Raw genomic sequence first — 24506 nt, 5'->3', positions numbered from 1 at the left:
ATCAGCGTCTGGGAGGGTGAATGTCGTGTCAGCAGAGTCCATCGTTTTGAGCAATGATCTGAAGGAACTGGAACGGCTAGGTGTATTCTTGCGAGGCTTGTCAGGGACGATGGGCATGGATGACCATACGTTGTACCAAGTGAATTTAGTCTGCGACGAGCTTGTGACGAACATCATTCTCTATGGCTATCCGCCTGGTGAACCCCGTATGCATACGATCCGCATTGATTTGGGGCTTGTCTCTGGGGGTTGGGAGCTTCGAATGACAGACCGCGGTGTGCCTTTTAATCCTCTGTTGAAGTCAAGTCCGACTGTGGACCTGAGCTTGGATGATCGAGGGATTGGCGGTCTCGGCATCTACTTTGTGAAGCAGGTTATGGATGACATTGTGTATGAACGCTTGAATGAGGAAAATGTTCTAATGATGAAAAAATGGCGAATCAAGGAGGAGGGAATATCATGATGATAACCGAGCAAATGCAAGGAGATATCGTACTGCTGAGCTTAAATGGCCGATTGGATGCGAATACATCCGCGAGCTTGGAATCGGCTTTTGCAAAACTAGTCGAGCAAGGGAATGGCAAGTTTGTGTTTGATCTTCAAGGACTTGACTATGTCAGCAGTGCAGGACTCAGAAGCTTACTTGCTGCAGCCAAAATGATTAAGGTGATTCAAGGCAAGCTGGCATTGGTACGAATGAATGAGCATGTGAAGGATGTATTCGATATGTCGGGATTTAGCCGTATTTTCTCGATTTATGAGACGGAAGCGGATGCAGTCCATGCGATTTCTTAGTACGAAGGCCAGGAATCAATGTAAGGCAAATAATAGGGGGCACGCTGGATGAATATCGTTGTTGGTGATCTCCTCATTGTTTGTCTCGTGGTCGTTATTGCTTGGCTATTCAGCGAGCGAAAGCGTAGATCCGCTGAGCTGGAGCTTCAGAGAACTATGCAGCTATTCGATGTAAGTTTGGAAGTGAATTCGACGATCCGCAAGCAGGATTTGCTTGTGAAAATCATGGAAACCACTTCCCGCATTTTGAATGCGGAGGCTTCGTCAGTTATTTTGGTCGATGAGGAAAAAGGGGAGCTGTTCTTTGACCTTGCGCTAGGTGAAAAAGGCGATGAGGTTCGTGAAATTCGCCTCAAAATGGGTGAAGGCATTGCAGGTTGGGTGGCTCAGACTGGCGAATCGGTCAAGGTTGATGATGCTGGGCAGGATGAGCGATGGTCGTCGAAGGTAGCGAAACGAGTCGATTATCCGACGCGCAGCCTTCTTTGCGTACCGCTGGTAAGCAAAGGGAAAATCATCGGTGTGCTGCAGGTGTTGAACAAGCGGGATGGCGCTCATTTCTCTGACCGCGATTTACAGCTTCTTGAGTCCATCGCATCGCCAACGGCGGTTTCTTTAGAGAATGCCATGCTATATGAAGCTCTTGAGAAGTCTATCCATGCATTGAAAACGACTACCGCTGCCAAGGAACGGATGGAGAGCGAGCTGCGCATTGCCACCGACATCCAGATGGGCTTCCTCCCTCACGGGAGTTTATGTTTAAGCAGTGTCGGCGTTGAAGGTGATATGAACGGCTCATCTGAAGCGGGAGGTCGTGAAAGTACTAACGTAGCCGTCGTGGAGGCACAGGCCATTATTCGTCCTGCTCGTGAAGTGGGCGGGGACTTCTATGACTACTTCTGTATTGGGGCGGATCGCTTGTTCTTCGTGCTTGGCGATGTATCTGACAAGGGAATACCTGCGGCTTTATTCATGGCGGTAACTATGACATTGTTGAAAGGGAAGATGACCTCAGAGATGACTCCTGGAGAGCTGTTGACGGCAGTCAATCAAGAGCTTTATAAGGATGACTCAACGATGTTTGCGACGATTTTCTGCGGTTTACTAGATGTCCGAACAGGACAGTTAATTTATAGCGATGGTGGTCATTGTCCCCCTTACATCGTGCGGGATAGCGGGGACGTGGAGCAGTTGAAAGGGATGAAGGGTCTTCCGCTTGGCGTTATGGACGATATGCTTTATATGGATAATGAAATAACATTAAGTCTTGGTGATCGAATTATACTTTATACCGATGGGATTACAGAGGCAGAGGATCGGCTGCAAGAGCAATATGGCTTCTCTCGACTATGTGAACTATTGACGAAGGAGCAAGCAAGTAATCAAACGAGCTTGCTTGAGCGGATGGTTGAGGACGTAGATGACTTCACGAATGGCGCTGTCCAGTCTGATGATATTGCTGTGCTCGTTATAGACAGAAATACAACCAAAATGTAACCTCAAAGCCATATAGTTGTGATATAGTGAATTTATACGACTTCATGCGTTCAGACACGGATAATTAGGGGACGCAAGCCATCAGCGGATGGGAAATAAGGCTGGGAAATACCACAATAGGGGGTTCATGCCAATGCAACAGTCACGTATAAACAGGCAACCAGATACTTCTTTGCAAACGAATCATCGTACCAAAAGCAGTACGCAAGGACAGTCTGCGGGAGCAGATCTGATGAATATTCAGCGCACGATTGGCAACAAAGCTGTTGGCAGCATGCTGACTGTTCAGACGAAGCTTACTGTTGGACCCGTGGGTGATTCTTATGAACAAGAGGCCGACAAAGTCGGTAAAGAAGTAGCTGATCATATCGCAGCATCGGAAAGTGGCGGAGCATCTAAGACTGACGTTCAGCGTACGGAGAGTGAAGGTGCAGGTTCGGAAGAGGAAGAGCTTCAGATGAAGCCGTCGAGCGAAGCAATCCAGCGCTCGGAGAGCGGAGAATCTGAAGAGGAAGAGCTGCAGATGAAGCCGTCGGGCGAAGCAATCCAGCGCTTGGAGAGTGGAGAATCGGAAGAGGAAGAGCTGCAGATGAAGCCATCGGGCGAAGTGATCCAGCGCTTGGAGAGCGGAGAATCGGAAGAGGAAGAGCTGCAGATGAAGCCGTCAGATGGCGGAAGTTTCGACGCTGGGGCGTCCATTGAATCTCAGATTAAATCGAAACAAGGCAGCGGAAGTAAGATGGATGATCAGATTCAAGCGAAGATGGAATCTGCATTCAAGGCTGACTTTAGCAAAGTTAATATACATAATAACGCAGAGTCTACGAAGCTAAACGAATCGTTAGGAGCGGAAGCGTTCGCAACGGGGAATGATATCTTTTTCCGAGAAGGCAGATATAATCCTGAAAGTCATCAAGGTCAGGAACTACTGGGGCATGAATTAACGCATGTAATCCAGCAACGAGGCGGCAAATAAACTTAGATCTACGGCAACAGGGAATATTATTCGCTTGTTGCCTTTTTGTATGGATAACCAGATCGCGTAAAGGAGTAAAGCTCTAATGGCAAAAGGTAACCAAATTCAAACCAAGCCGACCGCATCTGTTCACCAGAATGTGAATCAATCGCAAACATCTCAGACTAGCAGTGCAGCGCCTCAAGCGTTTCCGCTCGCTCCGAACTTCTTTATACAGATGCAGCGTACGGCAGGCAATCGGGCAACGCAAGCTTATACCAATCAACTCATTCAGCGTAATACACCGGCTTCTCCTTTACTTGTGGTTCCTACTGCGGCGCCAGCAGCTACGGCAGCGCAGACGGTAGCACCAACACCGGTAGCAGCAGCGACACAGACAGCAGCTCCAACGCCAGCAGCAACGCAAACTGCAGCGCCAGCGGCGGCAGCATCAGGAATGTCTAAGCAAACCGCAGATATGACTGCGGGTGTCACATCAACATTCAGTGACAGCTTCGGGGCTCGATCGGATAATTTGAAAGATTCTTTTGATAAAACGGATAATGCAAGTGATGCTCAACAATCCGCTAGTATGGGGGCTGTCGCTTCAGCTGCGGATTTGATTGGAGGTCCCTTCCAAATCTTGAGTACGATCAGGGAAACGTTAGCCATTTCTTCAGCTGACCGTACGAAAGGGGATTACGCATCAGCAGGGTTAGCCATAACTGAATCCGGCGGCAAAATGGTCAGCGGCTCGGCAGGTTTGGTTGATAAAGCAGCGAAATCTACGGGTCACAAGGATGGCGTAGGTGGTTCCTCATCAGTCAGCGATTACTCCGGAACGGTTGCTGAGGCGATATCGGCTGTGAAGAGTACCATTATGACCGTTAAGGGTATATATGATATGTACAGTAAGTTCTCCGAGAAGGATACGGGCGAGAAGGCAAAGGGTGTTATTGATGTTATCAGCAATGCCATCCAAGGTGCGCAATCGGGTCTTAAAGTGGCTAAGGGCATCATGGAAATTATGGAGTCAAGTACAGCAAGCTTAACCTCCGTCATACCGGGTGTCAGCATTGCGGTCAGCGGTGTGAAAATTGCCATAAAAACCGTCGATGTGATTAAAGCCGGCTTAAACCGTTCGGCAATGACGGCATTGAAACGTGATTTCAAAGGGAAAGCTGAGAATGCTGCATTCGTCAAAGCTAAAACGTGGTATCGCAACGCAGGCGTGGATAAAGCGAAGCTTGCCGCGCATAAATTAACCCTAGAAACGAAGGCAGCGCAAGGCGATGCGGCAGCTAGAAATCAGCTCGAAGCAATTAAAAACTACGAACTAGCCAAGGAAATGAAGAACATTAATGTGAAGCGGACGACTCGCGGCGGCTTGCAAATTGGCTTAGAGTTAACTAAAATTGCAGCAGACATTGCAACATTGACTGGGGTTGGAGCACAAGTCGGAACACCTCTCAAAATTGTCGCTTCTGGTGTGGGAGCTGCCATGCCAATTGTGCGCTCTTTGAAACAAGCAGGACGCGACCGTGCAGCTAAGGACGGAGCATGGGGCATTACCAAAGCGGTATTCGATGCGAATAAATCGACAGAGAAGAAGTTGGAACGTCGTAGCAGAGATGCGGATCTGATTCTTGATTTAATCAGGAGCTTGCCTGAGATCTACGATCCTGTACCAGCAGCAGCGCCTGCGCCTGCAACGGCAGCACCAGCGACTGGGTCTGCACCAGCAGCGGCAACTCCTGCACCAGCACCGGTAGCTAGGTCTTTCACCGGAGGTGGCCATACAGATCCAGAAGTGATTACTCGCTACAAACAAGTATGTAGTTTTATTGAGGCAGCGGGAGTTAATTGGCCAACGCTTAAAGGCTTAGAGAATGATCGGGATAAACTGAGAGAAGGTCTTATTACTGCGATGGGCCAAAGAGAATAGGAGAGTGGACATACATGCTACCAGATTTGGTACATGCGCGCCATTTGGCGCAACTGGGATTATTGAAGCAAATCCTAGATGAAGCGGATCTTGCCACGAATTTATTGGAAAAATCCGAAGCGATTCCACTTCACGTGTTAATGGCGGGATTTCAAGAGGATAAAAAAGGGCGTGAACGGTTCCTGCACTTTAGTTTTTTACCTCTGAACGATGATGATATTGTTGCCATCCAGCTGCTGCAAATTTACAGTACACTGCCGTTTCATCTACAAGAAGGAGCGCGAGATGGCGTGGCTGCCGTTCTGTTGGAGATCAATACGAGATTGCCAATCGGTCATTTTGGCATTAATGAACAAGACGAACTGCACTACCGATACGTATATAGCATATCAGCGTCAAGTTCTTTTGAGAGTGAAGAGGTATTGGAAATTCTAAGCTTGTTCGTCTACATGTGCGATATGTTTGCTGAGCATGTTGAATTAGTAGCGAGTGGTGAAGCCTCTGCGGAGCAAGTTGTTCAATCTTTGAGATAGTTAAGGTAAACCCGAAAAACCGATTCCTTCCTTAGGAGATCGGTTTTTTGGCAATATCATGCGTTATTTGATTTTAGTCTGTAGTAGTTCGATAAGCTGCTTACCAGGATCTCTCATTTGGCCGCCAGCAGGACGATTTCCATTGCCATTCTTGCCGCCGGTTTGATCGGGTGCGTTAGCGTTTGGTTGTGCAGAAGCTTCTGGTTTATTTTCTGTATTTCCAGATCCAGCATTTCGTTTGCCCTTGCCATCACCGGCGTTTCCGTTATTCCCAGGACCATTTGTACCGCCGTTTCCTCGATTGCCCATACGCGCAGCTGCATCTTCTATAAATTTCTTCTGGGCATCTGTTAGTTTTTCAAACAGCTTGGTCTTGTTTTCATCGCTAAGTTCAGCTTTTGTAACGATTTCCTGAGCAACGGGCAGCATGGCTTGAGCCTGTTCCTTCGTAATGGTAAGTCCATCAGCTTTGTCTAGCATGAGCAGAGTTTGGAACGTACTGAACATTTGTCTTTGCGCCGCATTCATGACAGGTCGGTCTTGAGCATTTTGCTTGCCGTCTGCCTGGGATTGTCCGTTTTGTTGTTGTTGCTGTGGTTGTGCTGAGCTTGCTGCAGCGGGTTGTGAGGAAGACGCATTCCCACAACCACTAAGTAATACGGGGATAAGGATGCATAAGCCCGCTATTTTCTTCATTTTCATCATATTATGTATCACTCCTATCAATCATCTTCTTCACAATCGTACACGACAATTATGAAAAATCTGAGAAGAGAAGCTGAATGATACATAAAAGTTAGCTTAAAATGTGCTGAGATGAAAGAGAAAGTTAGTGCCTGCTCAAGCAATAGTCTTTTTATATTAAAGGAAATATGTAGTTATGGGGAGGTACTATTTCATGCAGGAGCTTGTTGGGGAGTGCAAGGCATGTAAAAAGCCAATTTTCTGCAATGATGGATTTATTGACGGCGTAGTGTTAGAGGATAACACGTTAATATGTTTCGAATGTTTTGATGGAGAGAGCGAAATCAACAGCTAACAGAACAAAAAAACTACGACGGGCCAATTAACGTACACTGCTAATGAAACCAACCGGAAATAGACGTTTAACGGACCAGGATGCCGTTAACTGCCTATTTGGAGCGATGATTCCAAGCTTACGGACTTCAGCGCCGTTATTCGGTTTCAATCTCTCTTATTTTCATAATTTGAAGTAGATTAAGGGCTGTCGAGTCCATAAGATTTTCAAATTCAATCATTTTCAGGGATTAACGTCGCTCCAGTCCTTTAGCCTGGAAAGATGAATCTGAAGTTGATTTCGCACCCATTTCCTTACTCAACAGCTGTATGTTGATTGGTCAGTCGTAGAAAAAGAAGCTGCTCAGGCAGCTCCAAAACTAAACTTGTTTCACACTTTTGACGGTTAAGCTGGGAATATCACTCTTCAAAGCGTACCGCCTGTTCAGCAGATAACCGAAAAGGGAAGCCAGAGATTGCTGGAACAGCATTCCTAGTACAACGGGGACAGCCACAGGAGGCGTGAAGTAGGCAACTGCGAGTACCGCGCCAGCACTAATATTACGCATCCCACTGTTAAACGTAAGTGCTACGACGGCGTCTTGTTTCCACCGCATGAGCTTGGCGACTAACCATCCTAGGATGTAACCAAGTGAGGCTATGAAGAGTACAAATCCGGCTAAACCTAATAATTTAGCATTAAAATCACGTAAATAAGGGGCGATCACGGAGCTGTTGATAGCGACAACGATGCCCATGGTTATTTTCGAAAAAGGACCTAGACGCCCACTCCATTGTTCTTTAATTTTGCCGCGCGTCCATTGATTCAGTAGCATGCCAATGATAGAGGGTAAAACGATCATAAAGAAGAGACCTTTCATCATCGCGAAGGAGTCCATCTGTACTTTGGTGCCAATTAATGCGGATAGTGTGTAGGGAAAGACAAAGGGTGAAAGAATGGTATCCATGAGAATAATCGATAACGTGAGCACGATATTTCCGCGATAAATGGCTACCCAGACGAAGCTTGTAATGCCAGTAGGTATGGCTGCTGCTAAGATGAGGCCAGTTATGGTCATAGGCTCATTGCTGTATACGACATGCCCGAGACCCATCGCAATCAGCGGCATCGCTACATGTAGAATCAACAATGTGGTTATGAGTGGAAGAGGCTGAACGACCACTTTGACGAATTCTTTGAAGCTGGAGCTTATGCTGCCTGCGAAAGTCATAAAGGCAAACAACCAAGGGGATAAATAGCTGAATCCGGATAAATGACTGCCTAGCAAAACACCGATGAGAACGCTGACTGGTGTGATTAGCGGCAAGATTTTTTCTAATTGACGATTCAATTGGGACAGCATTTAGGTGAACATCCTTCCTGCAAACTTCTTAGGCAGCTCTGTCTCCCTATTATAAGAGTTGGTAGGGGGAGTGACTAGCCCCACATCGTTATGGATGGAAATTAGGCGAGCTTTTTTATGCCTCTGGAGAAATGGTTAAAAGGGTGCTTAGGAATGATGAAAACGTTTGCAATGAATTAGGCTATTGGATATAATTGGGGTACAAGTAAGGTGTTTACACTGTGTAAATAGGTTGTGTTTTATGGAATGGACAGCTTCTGTATCGAGGAGTGTTTGTATGAAAAGCAGATGGGAACAGGAATTAGAGGAACAAAGAAATAAACGGCGGCAGGAAATTATTTTAGCGGCTCAGGAGCTTTTTTTGGAAAAAGATTTGCCAGGTGTAACGATGAAAGACATCGGACATCAATTGGGGATCAGCCGTGTGACACTTTACAAATATTATAACTCGATTGATGAGCTGGCATTTGAGGTTCAGATGAAGGTTTTAGACGATTTATTTAGATTTGTCGATTCTCACAAAATCGGTGAACGAGCCGAAGAGAAAATGCGAAACTTGTTATTAGCATGGCAGGATTTTACCCAGACTAGTTCTAGCCATTTGCGCTTTATAGGACTGTTTGATCACTATTACCGAGAAAAGTATCCAACCCGCGAATTGGAGGAGAAGTATAGAATATTCATCCAAAATGTCTTTCCATCGCCTGTTCAGCTTATTCAGGAAGGCATTCAGGATGGTTCGATCCGTCCTGATCTTGATCCAGCCAAATCGTCAGCCATGATTGCTAACACGATGATGAGCATGACGCAGCGAATGGCATCAAGGGGTAATATCCTCCGTGTAGAACAAGAGATCGATCCAGGCGAGATGATGCGGCAGTTAATTGACATGATCATGGCCTATCTGAAACCGGAAGCGTCTTCTATCAGATCGAGTTAGTATTCATGAGAGGGGAGGTCTATCAGCTGTGCAATTTCGTACGTTGCCTCTGTTCAAATCACTTCGTTTTCAGCTGATATTTGGTTTGCTGATTATTGTCATCCCCATCGTGCTATTCATGATCTACAACAATCTATATGCAATCAAAGTTGTTCGAAATCAGGTAGCACAATCGAATAAAAATTTAATCAGCTTATATATGGGACAGATCGACCGGAATTTGGATGAGGTAGATAAGTATTTATTCAACTTCGCTGCGCAAGATACAGGACTGCTGGTACTTGATGTGCAGCGAGATCAAAATGCCGATCGGTACTCTTTTACGAAAATTCAATTGAATAATAAGCTGTTAAAAGACCTCCCTAGCTATAAATTAATGGATATGTTCTTTGTTTACTCGGAGCCGAATCAAGATTTATTGACAGTTATGAGTGATCAAGTCACTTACACCAGACAGGAAGCCGTTGAAAATAGCATTAAGACCATTTTTCAGGATCAACGCGATGGTTCAAATCAGACAAGTCTGAGAGAATGGTTCATGCTAAAGCTCGGCGATCAATACTTTTTGACCCGAGTGATCAAATATGGAAATGTCTATATCGGGGCATGGACGGATGCGAGCAAATTGATGGTTCCCCTGAACCTGGTCGATTTGGGCAACAACGGTAGGGCTCTGCTAGCTACGGACCATTTCGAAGCGATGGCTAACCAAGCATTTGTACAAGAAAATCAAATAAATTTGAATGATGATGGAACGGATTACAAACTCACGGGAAAAGATGAGAAATTTCTAGTCGTAGGTGAAAAATCCGGTAAAGGTCGGTTCAGCTTAATCGCTGTCATACCAGACAGCATCATTCTGGAGAATCTTCCTTTCCTTCGCCGTATTGTATCTTTCATTTTGATGGGGTCACTCGTTTTGTTTCCCTTTATTTTATTTCTTTTGAGGAAAATCATCTTGATTCCGATAAACAGGATCATGATGGCTATGAGGAGAATAGAAGACGGGAATTTGGACGTCCGCATCACATACAGCCCTTCTGTCATTGAATTCGACAAGATGAACCAATCCTTCAATCGCATGATATCGCAAATACAAGAATTGAAAATCAATGTTTTGGAAGAACAATTAAATCATCAGAAGGCCGAACTCAAGCATTTGCAGCTTCAAATTAATCCGCACTTCTTTTTAAATGCCTTAAACATTATTTATAATTTGGCGCAGGTGAAAGACTTTGCATTGATTCAGGAAATGGCGCTTTGTCTCGTACAATATTTTCGCTTTATGTTTCGGAGTAACATGGCATTCGTCGCTTTAAGGGATGAGGTCGAGCATACGCTTAATTACTTTCGTATCCAGGAGATGCGGTTTCCCAAAAATTTGACCTATGATCTATCCGTTCCAGACAATCTGATGGATAGTTTGGTTCCTCCGCTTGTTATTCAAACCTTTGTCGAAAATACGATCAAACATGCAGTTAGCATGGATAAACAGGTTCATATTGGTATAACCATTGAAGCCATAGAAGTTAATAGAATCCGTATACGGGTGCAGGATACTGGAAAAGGATTCCCTGAAGACGTTTTGGCTCGGCTGCAGATGGAAATGGATATCGGTAACGGAGAAGGTCATCATATCGGGATATGGAATGTGCAGCGTCGATTGCGCCTGCTGTATCAAGATCAAGCCCAGATCATGTTTACAAATGGTGCGGGGCACGGCGCAGTGATTGAAATTCTCATCCCATTTCATGAGAAGAAAGGCGGAGAAGGCTATGCTTCAATTGCTGGTCGTGGACGATGAAATTTATGCTGTACGAGGGATAAAAGCGGGGGTACCGTGGGACCAGCTTGGGTTTTCAAAGGTTCATGAAGCTTTTAACATTCGACAGGCGAAGGAAATCTTTGGGACTCAGAAAATTGATGTTATGCTTTGCGACATTGAAATGCCGGAAGGTGACGGATTTCAACTGTTATCTTGGGTCAAAGAACACTCTCCGGATACCGAGTCCCTCTTCTTAACCTGTCATGCTGATTTCGAATTCGCGCAAAAAGCGATTCAATTGGGAAGTCTGGATTACATGCTCAAACCTGTCCGTTTTCCGGAATTGGAGAAAGCCGTTCGCAAAGCCATCGAACAACTGGAAAAGAAAAGAGGATTAGTCCAATTTAATGAAACCTATAAACACTACTATCAGTTATGGGAATCGTACCAACCCATGGTTGTTGAGCGTTTTTGGCAGGATTTAATACATAGGTCGATCCCTTCGAATAAGGTTCAAATCAAAGAAATTATGGCGAAGCAAAATATACCTTATAGCGATACAGCCTTATTTGTGCCGATATGGATCAGTGTTCAGCGTTGGCATAAAAAACTGACTCTTCGTGAAGAAAAAATAATGGAATACGCCTTGCGTAATTCTTTGGAAGAATTGGCTGTATGGAAAGCGGCCAAAGGCCAAATCGTTCAGGTCAAAAGCGGAGGGTTACTGATCATCCTCTCGGTCGACCCGGATAGCAGGATCGATAAAGAGAAGCTTTCCAGCGAAATGCAGGGGTATATCGATGCCTGTAATCATTACTTTTTCTGTGATCTTTGTTGTTATATCGGTGCTCCCGTATTGATGGAGGGAATGCTGGAGATGTTCGAATCCTTAGTCACGATGGAATCACACAATGTTACAAAAACGAATAAAATTTTCTTCTTGAGTGAACAACAATGCAGTTACGATACCTTTCCGCTGCCTAAAATGAACGGTTGGGCGGAAATGCTCAAGTGTGGATGCAAAGGGAAACTGCTGAAAGAAATCGATCAAAGTTTGGATGCGATGAAGCAAATGGAAAGACTCGATGCCAAATTGCTGCGCGGATTTTATGAGGACTTTCTGCAAATGATTCATCACGTATTGCATTATAAAGGCCTGAGGGCGCATCAGGTTTTTTCGGAAGAACTCCTGTCTATGCAAGCATCGTCCGTTTCCCGTTCCATAGCTGATCTCAGACAATGGATAAACACGATGATCGAAGAAGCTGCACGTCGAATTAATATAGTGGATGAAAGCCAAACCGTTGTGGAAAAAGCGAAACACTATATCGCTCAGCACATCAACGAAGATGTTTCGCGGGAGGATATCGCCAGCCATGTGAATATGAATCCAGACTACCTGACAAGAATCTTTAAGAAAGAAACCGGCTTGACGATTTCTGATTATGTTCTTCAGGAACGGGTAGAATTGGCTAAAGAGATGCTGGTGAAGACGGATCTTCCGATTGGAAGCATCGCCTCTTCGGTGGGCTACAATAATTTTTCCCATTTCTCAAAAATGTTCAAGAAAGCGACGGCCATTAATCCACAGGATTACCGCAAATTATATGAAACTTACCAGACATAAAGTTCCTTAAACATGAGATCGTTCCCTTCTCGGGTTCGGTCTTTTTTTGTTCAAAAAGAAGTCGGAAATGCGATAACAGGAAGTCGGGAAACAGGTAGAGTGCAAAGTGGCAGAACTATATGATGAGAGTATAACGGATGAGGGGGGAACGATGTGGGGACAACGACAACAACTAGGACAAACTCAGCGACCACGACAGCTTCTGGGATAACGGCAACGAAATCAATAACTAGAAAAAAATTGAGAAAGTTATGGAGGTATGCCCCACTGTTTGTGATGGTCATACCCGAAATCATTTATCTAATCATCAACAACTATTTGCCGATGTTTGGCTTGATCATCGCATTCAAAGACGTTAACTTTACGAAAGGAATTTGGGCCAGTGATTGGGTAGGATTAAAAAATTTCGAGTACCTGTTCAAAACCTCCGACGCTATGCTGATTACCCGAAATACGATTCTATATAATTCGGCTTTTATTATCATTAATTTAATCATCGCCGTCGGCGTAGCTATTTTGCTGAATGAAGTGAAGAAGAAATTATTTGCCCGGTTCTACCAAAGCGTCATTCTCATCCCCTATTTGATTTCTATGGTTATTGTCGGTTATTTGGTGCTTGCCATGCTAAGTGGAGAAACCGGTTACATTAATAAACAAGTCCTGCCTATGCTTGGAATGGATCCAATCTCATGGTATAGCGAAGCCAAATATTGGCCGTATATTTTGACCTTTGTGAACATTTGGAAGCATGTTGGATACTTATGTGTCATCTATTTAGCGGCGATTATTGGAATCGACCCTGAATATTACGAGGCGGCTAGGATTGACGGAGCAAGTAAATGGCAGCAGATCACGAACATTACAATCCCTTTAATCGCTCCGGTTATCGTGATTATGACGCTGCTGCAAATCGGCCGTATATTTTACTCGGAGTTCGGATTGTTCTATCAAGTACCGCTTGATACGGGCGCGCTCTTTCCTACAACCAACGTTATCGATACGTATGTCTATCGGGCTTTACTAAGATTAGGCGACATCGGCATGTCTTCGGCAGCGGGCCTATATCAATCCGTTGTGGGATTCATTCTCGTACTCATCTCGAATTACGTGGTGAGCAAGCGAAACAGCGATAACGCTTTGTTTTAATAAGGAGGGAGGGAATTCAATTGAAAGTAAAAAGCCAACTGTACCAAGCGATCATTCATGTTTTCTTTATTGGCATTGTTTGTCTCTGTCTTCTTCCGTTTTTTCTGCTCGTGATTACTTCTTTTACCGATGAAATGACCATTGTATCAGAAGGGTATTCCTTCCTACCGAGTAAATTCAGCTTGGCAGCGTACGAATTTTTGTGGAACGATTCCTCCAACATATTTCGGGCGTACGGCATAACCATCCTAGTTACGGTAGTTGGTACGTTTGTGGGGCTGTCCATTACTGCCCTATGCGCCTATCCATTATCTAGAAAGGATATGCTGATTCGCAAGCCGCTCTCGTTTATTGTGTTTTTCACACTGCTGTTTAACGGAGGTCTGGTCCCCACCTACCTGGTATATACACAAGTGTTCGATATGAAAAACACACTGCTGGCCTTAATCATTCCCGGTTTGTTATCCAACGGATTTTACGTGCTGATTATGCGAACCTTTTTTATGACTTCAATCCCGACCCCGGTTATTGAATCAGCGTCCATTGACGGGGCTGGGGAATTTAAAATCTTTTTCCAGATCGTGCTTCCGCTCTCTCTTCCCATTCTGGCTACGGTCGGATTGATGCAAACGATCGGCTATTGGAACGATTGGTTCAACGGATTAATCTATGTGACCGACAGCAAGCTGTTCAGTTTGCAAAATTTGTTAAACCGGATTTTGTTAAACGCGCAATTTTTGTCAAGCAACGCGAGCAGCAGCACAACGGAACTTGCTGCAAGCAGTAACATTCCGATGGAATCGGTCCGGATGGCTATGGCGGTTATTGGGACTATTCCATTGCTGATTGCATACCCTTTTTTTCAAAAATATTTCGTCAAAGGTCTCGTTATTGGAGCAGTCAAAGGCTAGGCTATACTCGGCATCAGCCGGTTAGCATAAATGCTAGATAAAACTAGGGAGGCTACGAAAATGAGAGGGAATAGAAAGAGCGTCCAAACAGTGTTAGCGGGAATGATAGCCGTTTCTCTTCTATTGACGGCTTGCAGCAGTGGTGGCGGTGGCTCTACAGCTACAACCGCACCAAGCGCGTCAGGGGAAACAGGAAAGGCGAAGTCAGATTTAAAACCTTATGAACTAACAGTGGCCTACTATAAAATTGGTAACAACAAGGATCTGCAGGAGGTCCAAGATGCCGTTAACAAACTAACCAAAGAGAAAATTAATGCAACGGTTAAATTTGTGCCTATTGACCCTGCTGCATATCAGCAACAAATCAATCTGATGCTTGCGAGCAATGAAAATCTGGACTTGCTAGTCACTTTGACAGCACTCGGCTACGGTACGCAAGCAGCAAAGGGACAGCTTGTTCCTTTAGAGGATCTACTTAAGAAATATGGACAGGATATTGTCAAGGTCGTCACACCGGAGATTCAAAAAGCGACGATGGCCAGCGGTAAACTTTATGGCATACCTAGCGTACGCGACTGGGCAGCCGACTACGGTATCCTGATGCGCAAAGATATTGTTGATAAATACAAGATTGATCTGAGCAAAATCAAAACCTTTGATGATTTGGATGCCGTATTCAAGGTCGTCAAAGATAACGAGCCGAATATGGCGGCTATTGTTCCGGAAGGCGGAGGTACGTCCTTTATAACGTCCATTGCACCTGGCTTTATGGACCCTTTGAATGATGATAACGGCGTGCTGCCGGACCATGATAATAACCTGAAGGTAGTCAATTGGTTTGAAACGAAGCAATATGCGGATTTATTGAAAATGGTCAGAAGATGGTATTTGGACGGCTATATCCCTAAGGATATCGCTACAAACAAAATTCGCCCTGAAGACCTTGTGAAGGCCGGCAAAGCTTTTTCCTTTACAGTGCATATGAAGCCTGGCTATGAAACGAAGGAAGCCATCTTGACGGGCACACCGATGGTTGCAGCTCGCATTATCCCACCTGTCACTTCTACGTCGTCGATTGCAAACATCATGTTCAGTATCGCCAAAAACTCGAAGGATCCGGAGAGAGCCATGATGTTCCTCAACTTGCTATACTCCGACAAAGAGTTGATCAACTTGATCGACTATGGCATTGAAGGAAAGCACTACGTCAAAAAGGGTGACTTGATCAGCTTTCCGAATGGCGTCGATACGCAGAATGCCACCTATAGCCCGAATCATGGATGGGAGTGGGGCAATCAATTCCTTTCCTACATCTGGGAAACGGATCCTGTTAGTCTTTGGAAAGATCAGGCTGATTTCAACAAATCGTCCAAAAAGTCAAAAGCGCTCGGCTTCAGCTTCACAGTCGATCCAGTTAAAACGGAAGTGGCTGCTGTTCAAAGCGTGAAGGACCAGTTTAAATTAGGTTTGGAAACCGGTACGCTGGATCCGGATAAAAACTTGCCTGAATTTATAAGCAAAATGAAGGCTTCAGGTATGGACAAAATTATAGCTGAGAAGCAAAAGCAGCTTGATGAATGGGCGAAAACCAATAAGTAGTATTTTGCGAGGAGTAGCTGCATGTCCCCTACAGAGATACAGGAGAGAAACATACCGTTTGTACCAGTAATGACTGCGATTTTTTTTGGGTCCGTTCTGGCGACACTCGGAATGAGCTCGATAAGTGTAGCGTTTCCCGTGTTGATGGGTCAATTTCATACCGATTTGACGACTATGCAGTGGACGATGACGGGCTACTTACTGGCAACCGGAGTGGTAGCTCCCGTCACCGGCTATCTTGGGGAAAAGATCAGCACCAAGTACCTTTATGTCGCTGCGCTTATTGGTTATACGCTGATTTCAGGGCTTTGCGCTTTTGCATGGAGTATTGAATCGTTAATTGCGTTTCGAATTGTACAGGGTATATTTGGCGGTATGATCTTGCCGGCCACGATGACGATCCTTTATCAGCTGATACCCCGAGCAAAGCAGGCGTTTGCGCTCAGCATGTGGACCTTGTCGACGATGCTTTCGCCCGCGTTCGGACCTCTATTGGCGGGCTGGCTGATCGGAAAGTTCGAATGGAAATGGCTGTTCTTCATGGACATTCCGTTCGGCATTGCGGCAGTTGCAGTCGCTTGGCGGCTTATTCCCTATTACAAACTGAATACACCGAAAACGTTTGATTTGCCCGGCTTTGTTACCGTAATTTTGAGCAGCGGCTCCCTCCTGATCGCCTTCAGCGAAGCACATGCATGGGGATGGAGCTCGTGGAGAACGCTATCGCTGCTCGCTTTCGGCTTCCTGATGCTCGGGTGCTTCATTCGGAGAGAATTGACGGTCCCCGAGCCACTCTTGAATTTAAAGGTATTTGTCAATGTGAAATATACGGTTAGCCTTGCCGTGCTGGCCATTATTACACTCAACTTGTATTCAGGCGCCTATTTGATACCGGTGTTCCTGCAGAATGTTCAGGGGGCATCCGCGCTGGAGGTCGGTTTGGTCTTACTTCCGGCAACACTTGCGATGGCAGGCGTGATGCCGCTTGTCGGCAAGCTGTATATGAGAATAGCCCCGCAATGGCTGATCGTTTCCGGAATTCTCTTGATCGCGGTTGGAACGTTAGCCATAGGACGTCTGGATGTGAACGTATCGCAATGGTACATCACTCTGTGGCTGACCATACGCTACATCGGGCTTTCGTTAACGATCATGCCGCTTACCAATATCGGTATGGAGGCCATCCCGCGTGAACTGTCCGGTCACGCTTCATCGGTGAATAACTGGATCCGCCAAGTCTTCGGTTCCTTCTCAATCGCGTTGTTTACTTCACTTATTGCATCACGGTTGACCGTACACAACCAAGCGCTTGGTCTAGATGGGGCTGCGGAAGCCGAGCGAAAGTTGCTGAAGGCGGAAGCCTTCACGATGAGCTCCAATGACGTGTATATCGTGGCGACGTTGATCGTATTAGTTGGCCTTCCTCTCGTATGGACGCTGTTTAGAGGCAAACCAAGGAATGAAAAGTTGGCGATCCATAAGCTTGGGGACTTTAAAAATTTAACACAAAAGGAGCAGTTAAAATGAGTATTTCAATTGGCGTCAATTTATTTTCAGTCTTTCAGGCCCTAAACAACGACTATTTTGGCACCCTTGAAAAGGTAGCTGCAGCAGGCTATACCAATGTGGAATTAATCACCACCAATTTTATGACAGGCATCCGATACAGTGATTCATTCCCTTTGCAAACCATCAAAAATAAGCTGGATGAACTAGGGCTTAAGCCCATAGCTGCCCATGAACGACTGGATCAAGATGCCCGGAATTGGGACCAGTTAATTCAAGAAAATGCTGAACTTGGATGTAAAGCGATTGTATTGCCGTCTGCCTGGATCAAAAATCGTGAAGATACACTGAAAACCGCAGAACAGTTGAATGCAATCGGGAAAAAATGCAAGGAAAACGGGTTGCAATTTTACTTTCATAATCACTTCCATGAATTCAAAAGATGGGGAGATACGACCTTATACGATATTTTAGTTGAAAATACGGACCCGTCCTATGTCAAATTTGAGTTGGATTTGGTCTGGGTTATGCGCGCAGGACTTGATCCCATGGCCGTTCTTGAGAAATTAGGCAGCCGATGCGATATCGTCCATCAGAAAGATTTAAATAAAGATATCGTCATTCTAAACGTATTTGACGCCCTCCAGCCAGGTGATGAAGATTTGGATATGATGCAGCTATATCGCGGGAAGGGATACATACAAGCAGGTGACTTTGTGGATCTTGGAACCGGCGTAATAGACTTCAAAGCCACCTACGACAAAATAAAAGAAATGGGCACTATCCAATATGCCTTTGTTGAAAATGAGGGTATAAGCGACGATAAATTTACAAGTATTGAGAATGATTTAAAAGTTTTGCAAAAGTATGTATAGAGCCGCTTAAATGGCGAATTTGATCATAGGGAGTGTTCGATCATGTCATCAGCTAAATTAAAAATCGGAATTATAGGCTGCGGCGGCATTGCCAACCAAAAGCATATGCCTTCTTTAGCCAAACTCACCCATTTAGGCGAAATGGTCGCTTTCTGCGATATCGTTGAAGAGCGGGCCGTGAAAGCTGCAAAGGAATTTGGAACGGAGCAGGCGAAAGTTTATTTGGACTATAAGGAATTATTGCAAGATGAGTCTATTGACGTTATTCATGTGTTGACTCCCAATCTTCAGCATTCCTTCATAACGGTAGCTGCGCTGGAGGCAGGTAAGCATGTCATGTGCGAAAAGCCTATGGCCATCAATTCGATTGAAGCTAAAAAGATGTTAGAGGCAAGCAAGAGGACAGGAAGAAAATTGACCATTGGTTATCAAAATAGATTCAGAGACGATTCGCAAGTATTGTACAAAGCATGCCGCCATGGGGAGTTCGGCGATATTTATATGGCCAAAGCACACGCCCTTCGCAGACGCGGAGTTCCTACCTGGGGCGTATTTACAGACAAAGAGCAACAGGGTGGCGGACCGTTGATCGACATTGGCACGCATGCGCTGGATTTATCTCTCTGGTTCATGGACAATTACAAGCCAAAATCGGTGACAGGATCGGTATTTCACAAACTAGGCGATAAGTTCGAAGGCAACATATTCGGTCCATGGGATCCGAAAAGCTATGAGGTTGAAGATTCGGCTTTCGGATTTATCAAAATGGAGAATGGTGCAACGATATTCCTGGAATGCGCATGGGCGCTGAATATAACCGATACCAGAGAAGCCATGACTACCCTGTGCGGAACAGAAGGTGGCGCGGAAATGAAAGGCAGTCCTGCTATGGGCAAAGGTGAGTTGGTGTTTAACAGCGCCAAGTTTGGAAAGCTAGTCGAAACCAAGGCAACTACGGGTGGCGGCATTGCTTATTTCGACGCAGGCGCTGAAGATCCAGGCGTGAAAGAGGCCAGACAATGGCTGGAGAGTATTCTCCAAGACACGGAGCCACTTGTCAAACCTGAACAAGCATATGTTGTTACCCAGATTTTGGAGGCAATCTATGAATCGGCAAAAACAGGGAAAACGATCGAGATTGCTGATAGATCTGTTGAATAGAAAAAGGAGTAAAAATTTTCAATGAAAATTTTTATTTCCAAGTGATGGATGACGTGCTATGATATTTAACAATTGCATACGAATGAATCCCTAGGGGCGCCGCAAGGCTGAGACAGAGCAATCTGAACCCTTTGAACCTGAACTGGGTCATACCAGCGGAGGAAAGTGGAACGATCATTGAGGCCATCTTTGTATGTTTATTAGGCGGCAACCTACAACCACTTTTCTTTGGAAAAGTGGTTTTTTTCATGCCTGAAATTAAGTTTTGGGGTGAAATTGATTATTTAAACCCATTCCATACAGTGTGGTAAAGAAAGTTGGCTGGGCCTTAATTTTGTGATTTTATTTGGATTCCTGCACTTTAGTGATGTTTTTCATCGCTAGAGACAGTGTGAGGGGGAAAAGAACCTCCGTAGCGATGAAAAACATGCTTAAAACAAAAAGATGAGGATGATTTAGGGAGATGTCCACTCTGAAGCGATGTTTTTCATCGTTAAAGTCGGAATAGATGAGCTAGCTGGTGGGTTAGCGATGTTTTTCATCGTTAGAGTAACTGATTGCTGATTGTGAGTGAGTTTTGAGTGATTTTAGCGATGTTTTTCATCACTAAAGTTGGAATAGATGATCTAGCAGGTGGGTTAGCGATGCTTTTCATCGTTAGAGTAGCTGATTTCTGGTTGTAAGTGGGTATTGAGCCATTTTAGGGATGTTTTTCATCGCTAAAGTTGGAATAGATAATCTAGCAGGTGGGTTAGTGATGTTTTTCATCGTTAGAGTAGCTGCTTGCTGGTTGTAAGTGAGTATTTAGTGATTTTAGGGATGTTTTATACCGCTAAAGTGTATGCGAAGGGGAAAAGTGTCTCCGTAGTGATGAAAGACATACTTTAAACCCGAGATGAAGCTGGATAAGGGAATTTCTCATTTTGTAGTGTTATTTTTAGCAATGCTCAGGAAGGGAGTTGAGCCTCAATATGTCAGGATATGAACTGCATGTCATTTCCAATGGCAAGTTGTCTTGGACGGAACTAGCGGCGATTGCAGCTCAGATTCACCCCCATGTTACAGCTATTCATATACGTGAAAAGACGAAATCATTAGACGAGATTTTCTTAGGTGTTCAGTTTCTGCTCGAATCAGGTATTCCGGCGAAAAGCCTTTATATCAATGGTTACCCGTCCATTGTTACGGCTGCAGCTTTAGGCGGATTACAACTCCAGGGCAGCACCCCGCCGCTTTCAACCCTAAGAGAATTCTCTCAGGGAGTGCAGAGGACTGGCGTATCGATACATAGTGCGGAGGAAGCTAAGCAACGAGAGCGGGAGGGTGCAGATTATGTGATGTTCGGTCATATTTTTCCTACGAATTCTAAGCTGGGTATCCCACCTCGGGGGTTGGAGTCGCTCAGAGATGTGGCAGCCCAAGTATCAATTCCGATTATTGCTATCGGAGGCATGAGACCTGAACGTGTAGGATCAGTTTTGGAAGCGGGAGCTTCTGGTATAGCAGTGATGAGTGGGATCTGGGAAGCGGAAGACCCTTCAGAAGCAGTGAAAGCTTACGCCAAAGTACTAGAGCGAAAGGAGGTGGGATAAATGAAACATATGAACGATGTGATCATCGTCGGCGGCGGAGTCATTGGCTCCTCCATCGCCTATAACCTGGCAAAGAGAGGCCAGTCCGTCATGCTCCTCGAACGCGGGAGGCTTGGCATGGAGGCCTCAGCGGCGGCGGGTGGCATGCTCGGAGCACAATCCGAGATGGAGGATACGGGGCCGCTTTTCCAGTGGGCCCGGCAAAGCCGAGCGATGTTCCCTCAGCTGAGCGAGGAATTGAAAGCTCTCACGGGCATCGACATCGGCCTCGTCCGTGAAGGATTGCTGAACGTTGCGCTCAGCGACGTTCAAGAGCAGGAGCTGCGCGCGAGGGAGAAGCTCCAACGCGCTGCGGGCGAGCAGGCGGAGTGGCTGAGCGCAGCTGCAGCCGCCAAGCTCGAGCCCGCCTTGAGCGGGGCGACGCGCGGAGCCTTATACCTGCCGGGCGATGGGCAGGTAGAGGCACCGCTGCTGGCGGCGGCGTTCGCGCAGGCAGCCCGGGTGCTGGGGGCGAAGGTGCAAGAATTCGCCCAGGTACAAGGGCTGCTGACGGAGCGAGGCCGAGCCGTCGGGGTTATGACGAGCGAAGGTCCGCTCTATAGCGACAACGTCGTTGTGGCTGCTGGCACGTGGAGCGGACAGCTAATGGCACGTATCGGCGTCGACCTGCCGATGTATCCCGTGAAGGGCGAGTGCTTCTCTGTCCTTACGACGAAGCCGCTGCTCAGGAAGACCCTGTTCACGACAGGGTGTTATATCGTCCCGAAAGCCGGAGGACGACTGCTGGTCGGCGCGACGGTAGTGCCGAACAGCTACGACCGCAAGGTGTCGCTGGCTGGGTTGGCTGAGCTGATGGATCGCGCGAGGCTGCTTATGCCCGCTCTTGGCGAAGCCGAGTGGGAGAAAGCTTGGTCGGGTCTGCGACCGCAGACGGCAGATGGGCTGCCGTACATCGGCAAAGTGCCGGCGTACGAGGGTTTATATGCTGCTTGCGGGCATTACCGCAATGGGATTTTGCTCAGTCCGGTCACCGGGAAGGTGATCGCGGATTTTGTTTTAGGTGGTGGAGAGGATTCCTTTCAGCCTGAGCTGGAGCTGGTATTGGAGATAGGATCTGAGACAGAATTAGGATCAGAGACAACATCAGGGACAGTGACAGGAACAGGAACAAGAACAGAAGCACAGACCTTTTCGGCTATGGAATCATTGCTCGATGCTTTTAGTCCTGATCTATCTGGGCAATCGAAGCGGATTGGGCGGCGTGAAGGGAAACAATTTTCAGCCATAGGAAAGGAGCTGCACAGCATTGAAGCTGCACATTAATGGGCAAAGCGTAGATATTCCAGATTCTATCCGAACCATTGAAGAGCTGCTCAAGCATTTTGATTTGAGTGAGAAAATGCTCGTCGTGGAACATAACGAAAACATTTTACAAAAAGAAGATCACGCGAAAGTTGAGCTTTCCGAAGGACATAAAATCGAAATCGTTCATTTTGTTGGAGGGGGATAATTCTTATGTTAAAAATCGGTCCTTACGAGTTTCGTTCACGACTATTGCTAGGCACGGGGAAATTTCCGGATTTCAATATTCAGAAGCAAGCGGTTGAGGTTAGTGAATCTCAGATTTTGACGTTTGCGGTGCGTCGTATGAATATTTTTGAAGCGAGTCAGCCTAATTTCCTGTCGATGCTGGATGTGTCGAAGTTCACCCTACTGCCGAATACGGCAGGCGCCAAAACAGCTGAAGAAGCTGTACGCATCGCGAGACTAGCGAAGGCTTCCGGACTTTGCCATATGATCAAAGTTGAAGTTATTGGAGACGAGATGACGCTGCTGCCTGACCCGGTTGAAACGTTGAAAGCCTCGGAAATGCTGCTGGAGGAGGGCTTCATCGTGCTGCCATACACATCAGATGATGTTCTTTTAGCCAAACGCTTGCAAGCGCTCGGTGTTCATGCCATTATGCCTGGCGCATCGCCAATCGGAACAGGTCAAGGCATCATCAATCCGCTGAACCTGAGCTTCATTATTGAGCAAGCGACCGTACCTGTAATCGTCGATGCCGGCATTGGCGCTCCTTCGGACGCGGCGCTTGCTATGGAGATGGGAGCTGATGGTGTGCTGCTCAACACCGCTGTCTCGGGTGCCAAGGATCCGGTCAAAATGGCTTACGCCATGAAATTGGCGATTGAAGCCGGACGTGTCGGATTCGAAGCGGGGCGTATTCCGAAGAAGCGTTATGCTTCGGCTAGCAGTCCGATGGAGGGTTTTAGTCGCGTTTAGTTGGGGAAGAGCAGAAGTGTGAATCGGAGAAAGCCGAAAATGACGTCTCGCGTGAGGGATAGCAGATAATCCATGGTGAGCGGTCGAAAATGGCCTTCTCGGCTAATGTTACCGGGTTGAAGCAAGAGTGTGTGTCTGAAAGGGGGAGCAAGATGTCTGTTTACAAAGCATTAACGATCGCGGGCTCGGATAGCGGAGGGGGTGCGGGGATTCAAGCAGACCTGAAGACGTTTCAAGAGCTGGGCGTTTATGGGATGTCGGTCATTACTGCTGTGACTGCGCAGAACACGCTGGGTGTTCAAGGGGTTTATCCGATGAGCGCTGAGGCGATCGAGCAGCAGTTGGCTTCTATCGGGGAAGATCTACCTCCCAATGCGCTCAAAACAGGGATGTTATTCAGTGGTGACATTATACGAATCGTAGCGGCCGCGATACAAACTTACAAGTGGGAGCGTGTCGTGGTCGACCCAGTGATGATAGCCAAAGGCGGGGCCTCCTTACTTCAGCAAGAGGCTGTTGAGGCGATGATCCACTCTTTATTGCCGCTGGCCGATGTGGTTACACCAAACATACCTGAAGCTGAAGCGCTCAGCGGCTTGCAAATAACGGACAGTGAATCGCGTCAGCAGGCTGCGAAGCAGATTCATCTTTACGGCTGCAAGAACGTGATGATTAAAGGCGGTCATGAAGTAAATACGGAGCATGCAACTGATTTGCTCTATGACGGGAAGACTTTCACGGAGTTTTCGTCCAGACGTTTGGTTACCAAGCATACGCACGGTACAGGTTGCACGTTTGCTGCTGCGGTCACTTCGGGACTTGCGCAGGGCTTAACGACGAATGAAGCCATCCAACTGGCAAAAAGATTCATCCAAGCTGCAATTGCGGATCCATTACACATAGGCAGCGGTCATGGCCCTACGAACCATTGGGCTTATCAACGTGGAGTAAGAGCAAGTATTACTCGAACGGTGGCGAATGAGCTTGATAGAACA

Annotated in this window: 22 protein-coding genes, 1 pseudogene and 1 riboswitch; of the genes and pseudogenes, 21 read left to right on the top strand and 2 right to left on the bottom strand. The window is 46.3% G+C overall.

Annotated features, from left to right (window positions below):
* Nucleotides 1–25: 25 nt before the first annotated feature.
* From GC102_RS15580 to GC102_RS15555, 6 genes are all read left to right on the top strand, one after another.
* Nucleotides 26–463 carry an ATP-binding protein gene (locus GC102_RS15580; protein WP_171690366.1) on the top strand — a complete coding sequence of 146 codons (438 nt, stop codon included), beginning with the start codon at nt 26–28 and terminating at the stop codon, nt 461–463.
* The gene (locus GC102_RS15575; RefSeq protein WP_171690365.1) at nt 460–795 is read left to right on the top strand and encodes an STAS domain-containing protein; all 336 of its coding nucleotides are present in this window, start codon (nt 460–462) and stop codon (nt 793–795) included. The genes GC102_RS15580 and GC102_RS15575 overlap by 4 nt, the downstream gene beginning before the upstream one ends.
* 48 nt (nt 796–843) lie before the next feature.
* On the top strand, nt 844–2292 hold the full coding sequence (locus tag GC102_RS15570) for a PP2C family protein-serine/threonine phosphatase (protein WP_171690364.1): 1449 nt from the start codon (nt 844–846) through the stop codon (nt 2290–2292).
* Nucleotides 2293–2425: 133 nt separating this feature from the next.
* Nucleotides 2426–3268 carry an eCIS core domain-containing protein gene (locus tag GC102_RS15565; RefSeq protein ID WP_171690363.1) on the top strand — a complete coding sequence of 281 codons (843 nt, stop codon included), beginning with the start codon at nt 2426–2428 and terminating at the stop codon, nt 3266–3268.
* An 85-nt stretch (nt 3269–3353) separates the two neighbouring features.
* A complete protein-coding gene (locus GC102_RS39095; protein ID WP_216628068.1) occupies nt 3354–5192 on the top strand; it encodes a hypothetical protein in 1839 nt (612 codons plus the stop codon).
* A gap of 14 nt (nt 5193–5206) precedes the next feature.
* Nucleotides 5207–5725: a YbjN domain-containing protein gene (locus GC102_RS15555; RefSeq protein WP_171690362.1), complete on the top strand. Its 519-nt coding sequence runs from the start codon at nt 5207–5209 to the stop codon at nt 5723–5725.
* Between the two features lie 63 nt (nt 5726–5788).
* On the opposite strand, the gene GC102_RS15550 is transcribed toward GC102_RS15555, so the two are convergent.
* Nucleotides 5789–6430, bottom strand: a complete 642-nt coding sequence (locus GC102_RS15550; RefSeq protein WP_171690361.1) for a hypothetical protein — start codon at nt 6428–6430, stop codon at nt 5789–5791.
* Between the two features lie 193 nt (nt 6431–6623).
* Here GC102_RS15550 and GC102_RS15545 point away from each other — a divergent pair, with 193 nt between their 5' ends.
* Entirely contained in the window at nt 6624–6764 is a 141-nt protein-coding gene (locus tag GC102_RS15545; RefSeq protein WP_171690360.1) for a hypothetical protein, read from the top strand.
* Between the two features lie 358 nt (nt 6765–7122).
* On the opposite strand, the gene GC102_RS15540 is transcribed toward GC102_RS15545, so the two are convergent.
* Nucleotides 7123–8106: a bile acid:sodium symporter family protein gene (locus GC102_RS15540; RefSeq protein WP_171690359.1), complete on the bottom strand. Its 984-nt coding sequence runs from the start codon at nt 8104–8106 to the stop codon at nt 7123–7125.
* A gap of 277 nt (nt 8107–8383) precedes the next feature.
* On the opposite strand from GC102_RS15540, the gene GC102_RS15535 reads away from it, so the two are divergent.
* The 14 genes and pseudogenes from GC102_RS15535 to thiD form a co-directional block, all read left to right on the top strand.
* Nucleotides 8384–9046 carry a TetR/AcrR family transcriptional regulator gene (locus GC102_RS15535; protein WP_171690358.1) on the top strand — a complete coding sequence of 221 codons (663 nt, stop codon included), beginning with the start codon at nt 8384–8386 and terminating at the stop codon, nt 9044–9046.
* A gap of 28 nt (nt 9047–9074) precedes the next feature.
* Nucleotides 9075–10850 carry a sensor histidine kinase gene (locus GC102_RS40340; RefSeq protein WP_171690357.1) on the top strand — a complete coding sequence of 592 codons (1776 nt, stop codon included), beginning with the start codon at nt 9075–9077 and terminating at the stop codon, nt 10848–10850.
* Entirely contained in the window at nt 10822–12438 is a 1617-nt protein-coding gene (locus GC102_RS15525; protein ID WP_171690356.1) for a response regulator transcription factor, read from the top strand. Before GC102_RS40340 ends, GC102_RS15525 begins: the two co-directional genes overlap by 29 nt.
* Before the next feature lie 276 nt (nt 12439–12714).
* On the top strand, nt 12715–13584 hold the full coding sequence (locus tag GC102_RS15520; protein ID WP_171690421.1) for an ABC transporter permease: 870 nt from the start codon (nt 12715–12717) through the stop codon (nt 13582–13584).
* A 20-nt stretch (nt 13585–13604) separates the two neighbouring features.
* Nucleotides 13605–14495 carry a carbohydrate ABC transporter permease gene (locus GC102_RS15515; RefSeq protein WP_057304174.1) on the top strand — a complete coding sequence of 297 codons (891 nt, stop codon included), beginning with the start codon at nt 13605–13607 and terminating at the stop codon, nt 14493–14495.
* A gap of 60 nt (nt 14496–14555) precedes the next feature.
* Nucleotides 14556–16094, top strand: coding sequence for an ABC transporter substrate-binding protein (locus GC102_RS15510; protein ID WP_171690355.1), 1539 nt, complete (start codon nt 14556–14558; stop codon nt 16092–16094).
* A gap of 21 nt (nt 16095–16115) precedes the next feature.
* Nucleotides 16116–17621, top strand: coding sequence for an MDR family MFS transporter (locus tag GC102_RS15505; RefSeq protein ID WP_171690354.1), 1506 nt, complete (start codon nt 16116–16118; stop codon nt 17619–17621).
* Nucleotides 17618–18475: a sugar phosphate isomerase/epimerase family protein gene (locus GC102_RS15500; protein ID WP_171690353.1), complete on the top strand. Its 858-nt coding sequence runs from the start codon at nt 17618–17620 to the stop codon at nt 18473–18475. Before GC102_RS15505 ends, GC102_RS15500 begins: the two co-directional genes overlap by 4 nt.
* Before the next feature lie 42 nt (nt 18476–18517).
* Complete coding sequence (locus GC102_RS15495; protein WP_171690352.1) at nt 18518–19636, top strand: Gfo/Idh/MocA family protein; 1119 nt, start codon at nt 18518–18520, stop codon at nt 19634–19636.
* A gap of 82 nt (nt 19637–19718) precedes the next feature.
* Nucleotides 19719–19817, top strand: a riboswitch (TPP riboswitch).
* Between the two features lie 790 nt (nt 19818–20607).
* Nucleotides 20608–21228 carry a thiamine phosphate synthase gene (locus tag GC102_RS15490; protein WP_171690351.1) on the top strand — a complete coding sequence of 207 codons (621 nt, stop codon included), beginning with the start codon at nt 20608–20610 and terminating at the stop codon, nt 21226–21228.
* The gene (thiO, locus tag GC102_RS15485; protein ID WP_171690350.1) at nt 21229–22551 is read left to right on the top strand and encodes a glycine oxidase ThiO; all 1323 of its coding nucleotides are present in this window, start codon (nt 21229–21231) and stop codon (nt 22549–22551) included. It begins immediately after the preceding gene.
* Nucleotides 22535–22738 (top strand): sulfur carrier protein ThiS, encoded by a 204-nt coding sequence (gene thiS, locus GC102_RS15480; protein ID WP_171690349.1) that lies wholly within the window; start codon nt 22535–22537, stop codon nt 22736–22738. The genes thiO and thiS overlap by 17 nt, the downstream gene beginning before the upstream one ends.
* Nucleotides 22739–22743: 5 nt before the next feature.
* A complete protein-coding gene (locus tag GC102_RS15475; RefSeq protein WP_171690348.1) occupies nt 22744–23511 on the top strand; it encodes a thiazole synthase in 768 nt (255 codons plus the stop codon).
* 152 nt (nt 23512–23663) lie between these two features.
* Nucleotides 23664–24452 (top strand): annotated as a pseudogene (gene thiD, locus GC102_RS15470) (bifunctional hydroxymethylpyrimidine kinase/phosphomethylpyrimidine kinase); the annotation flags it as partial.
* Nucleotides 24453–24506: the final 54 nt, after the last annotated feature.

The organism is Paenibacillus germinis, from assembly GCF_013141785.1.
Taxonomy (GTDB): Bacteria; Bacillota; Bacilli; order Paenibacillales; family NBRC-103111; genus Paenibacillus_E; species Paenibacillus_E phytorum.
Note: the sequence above shows the minus strand (reverse complement) of the source record. Positions and strands in the feature narration are given on the sequence as shown.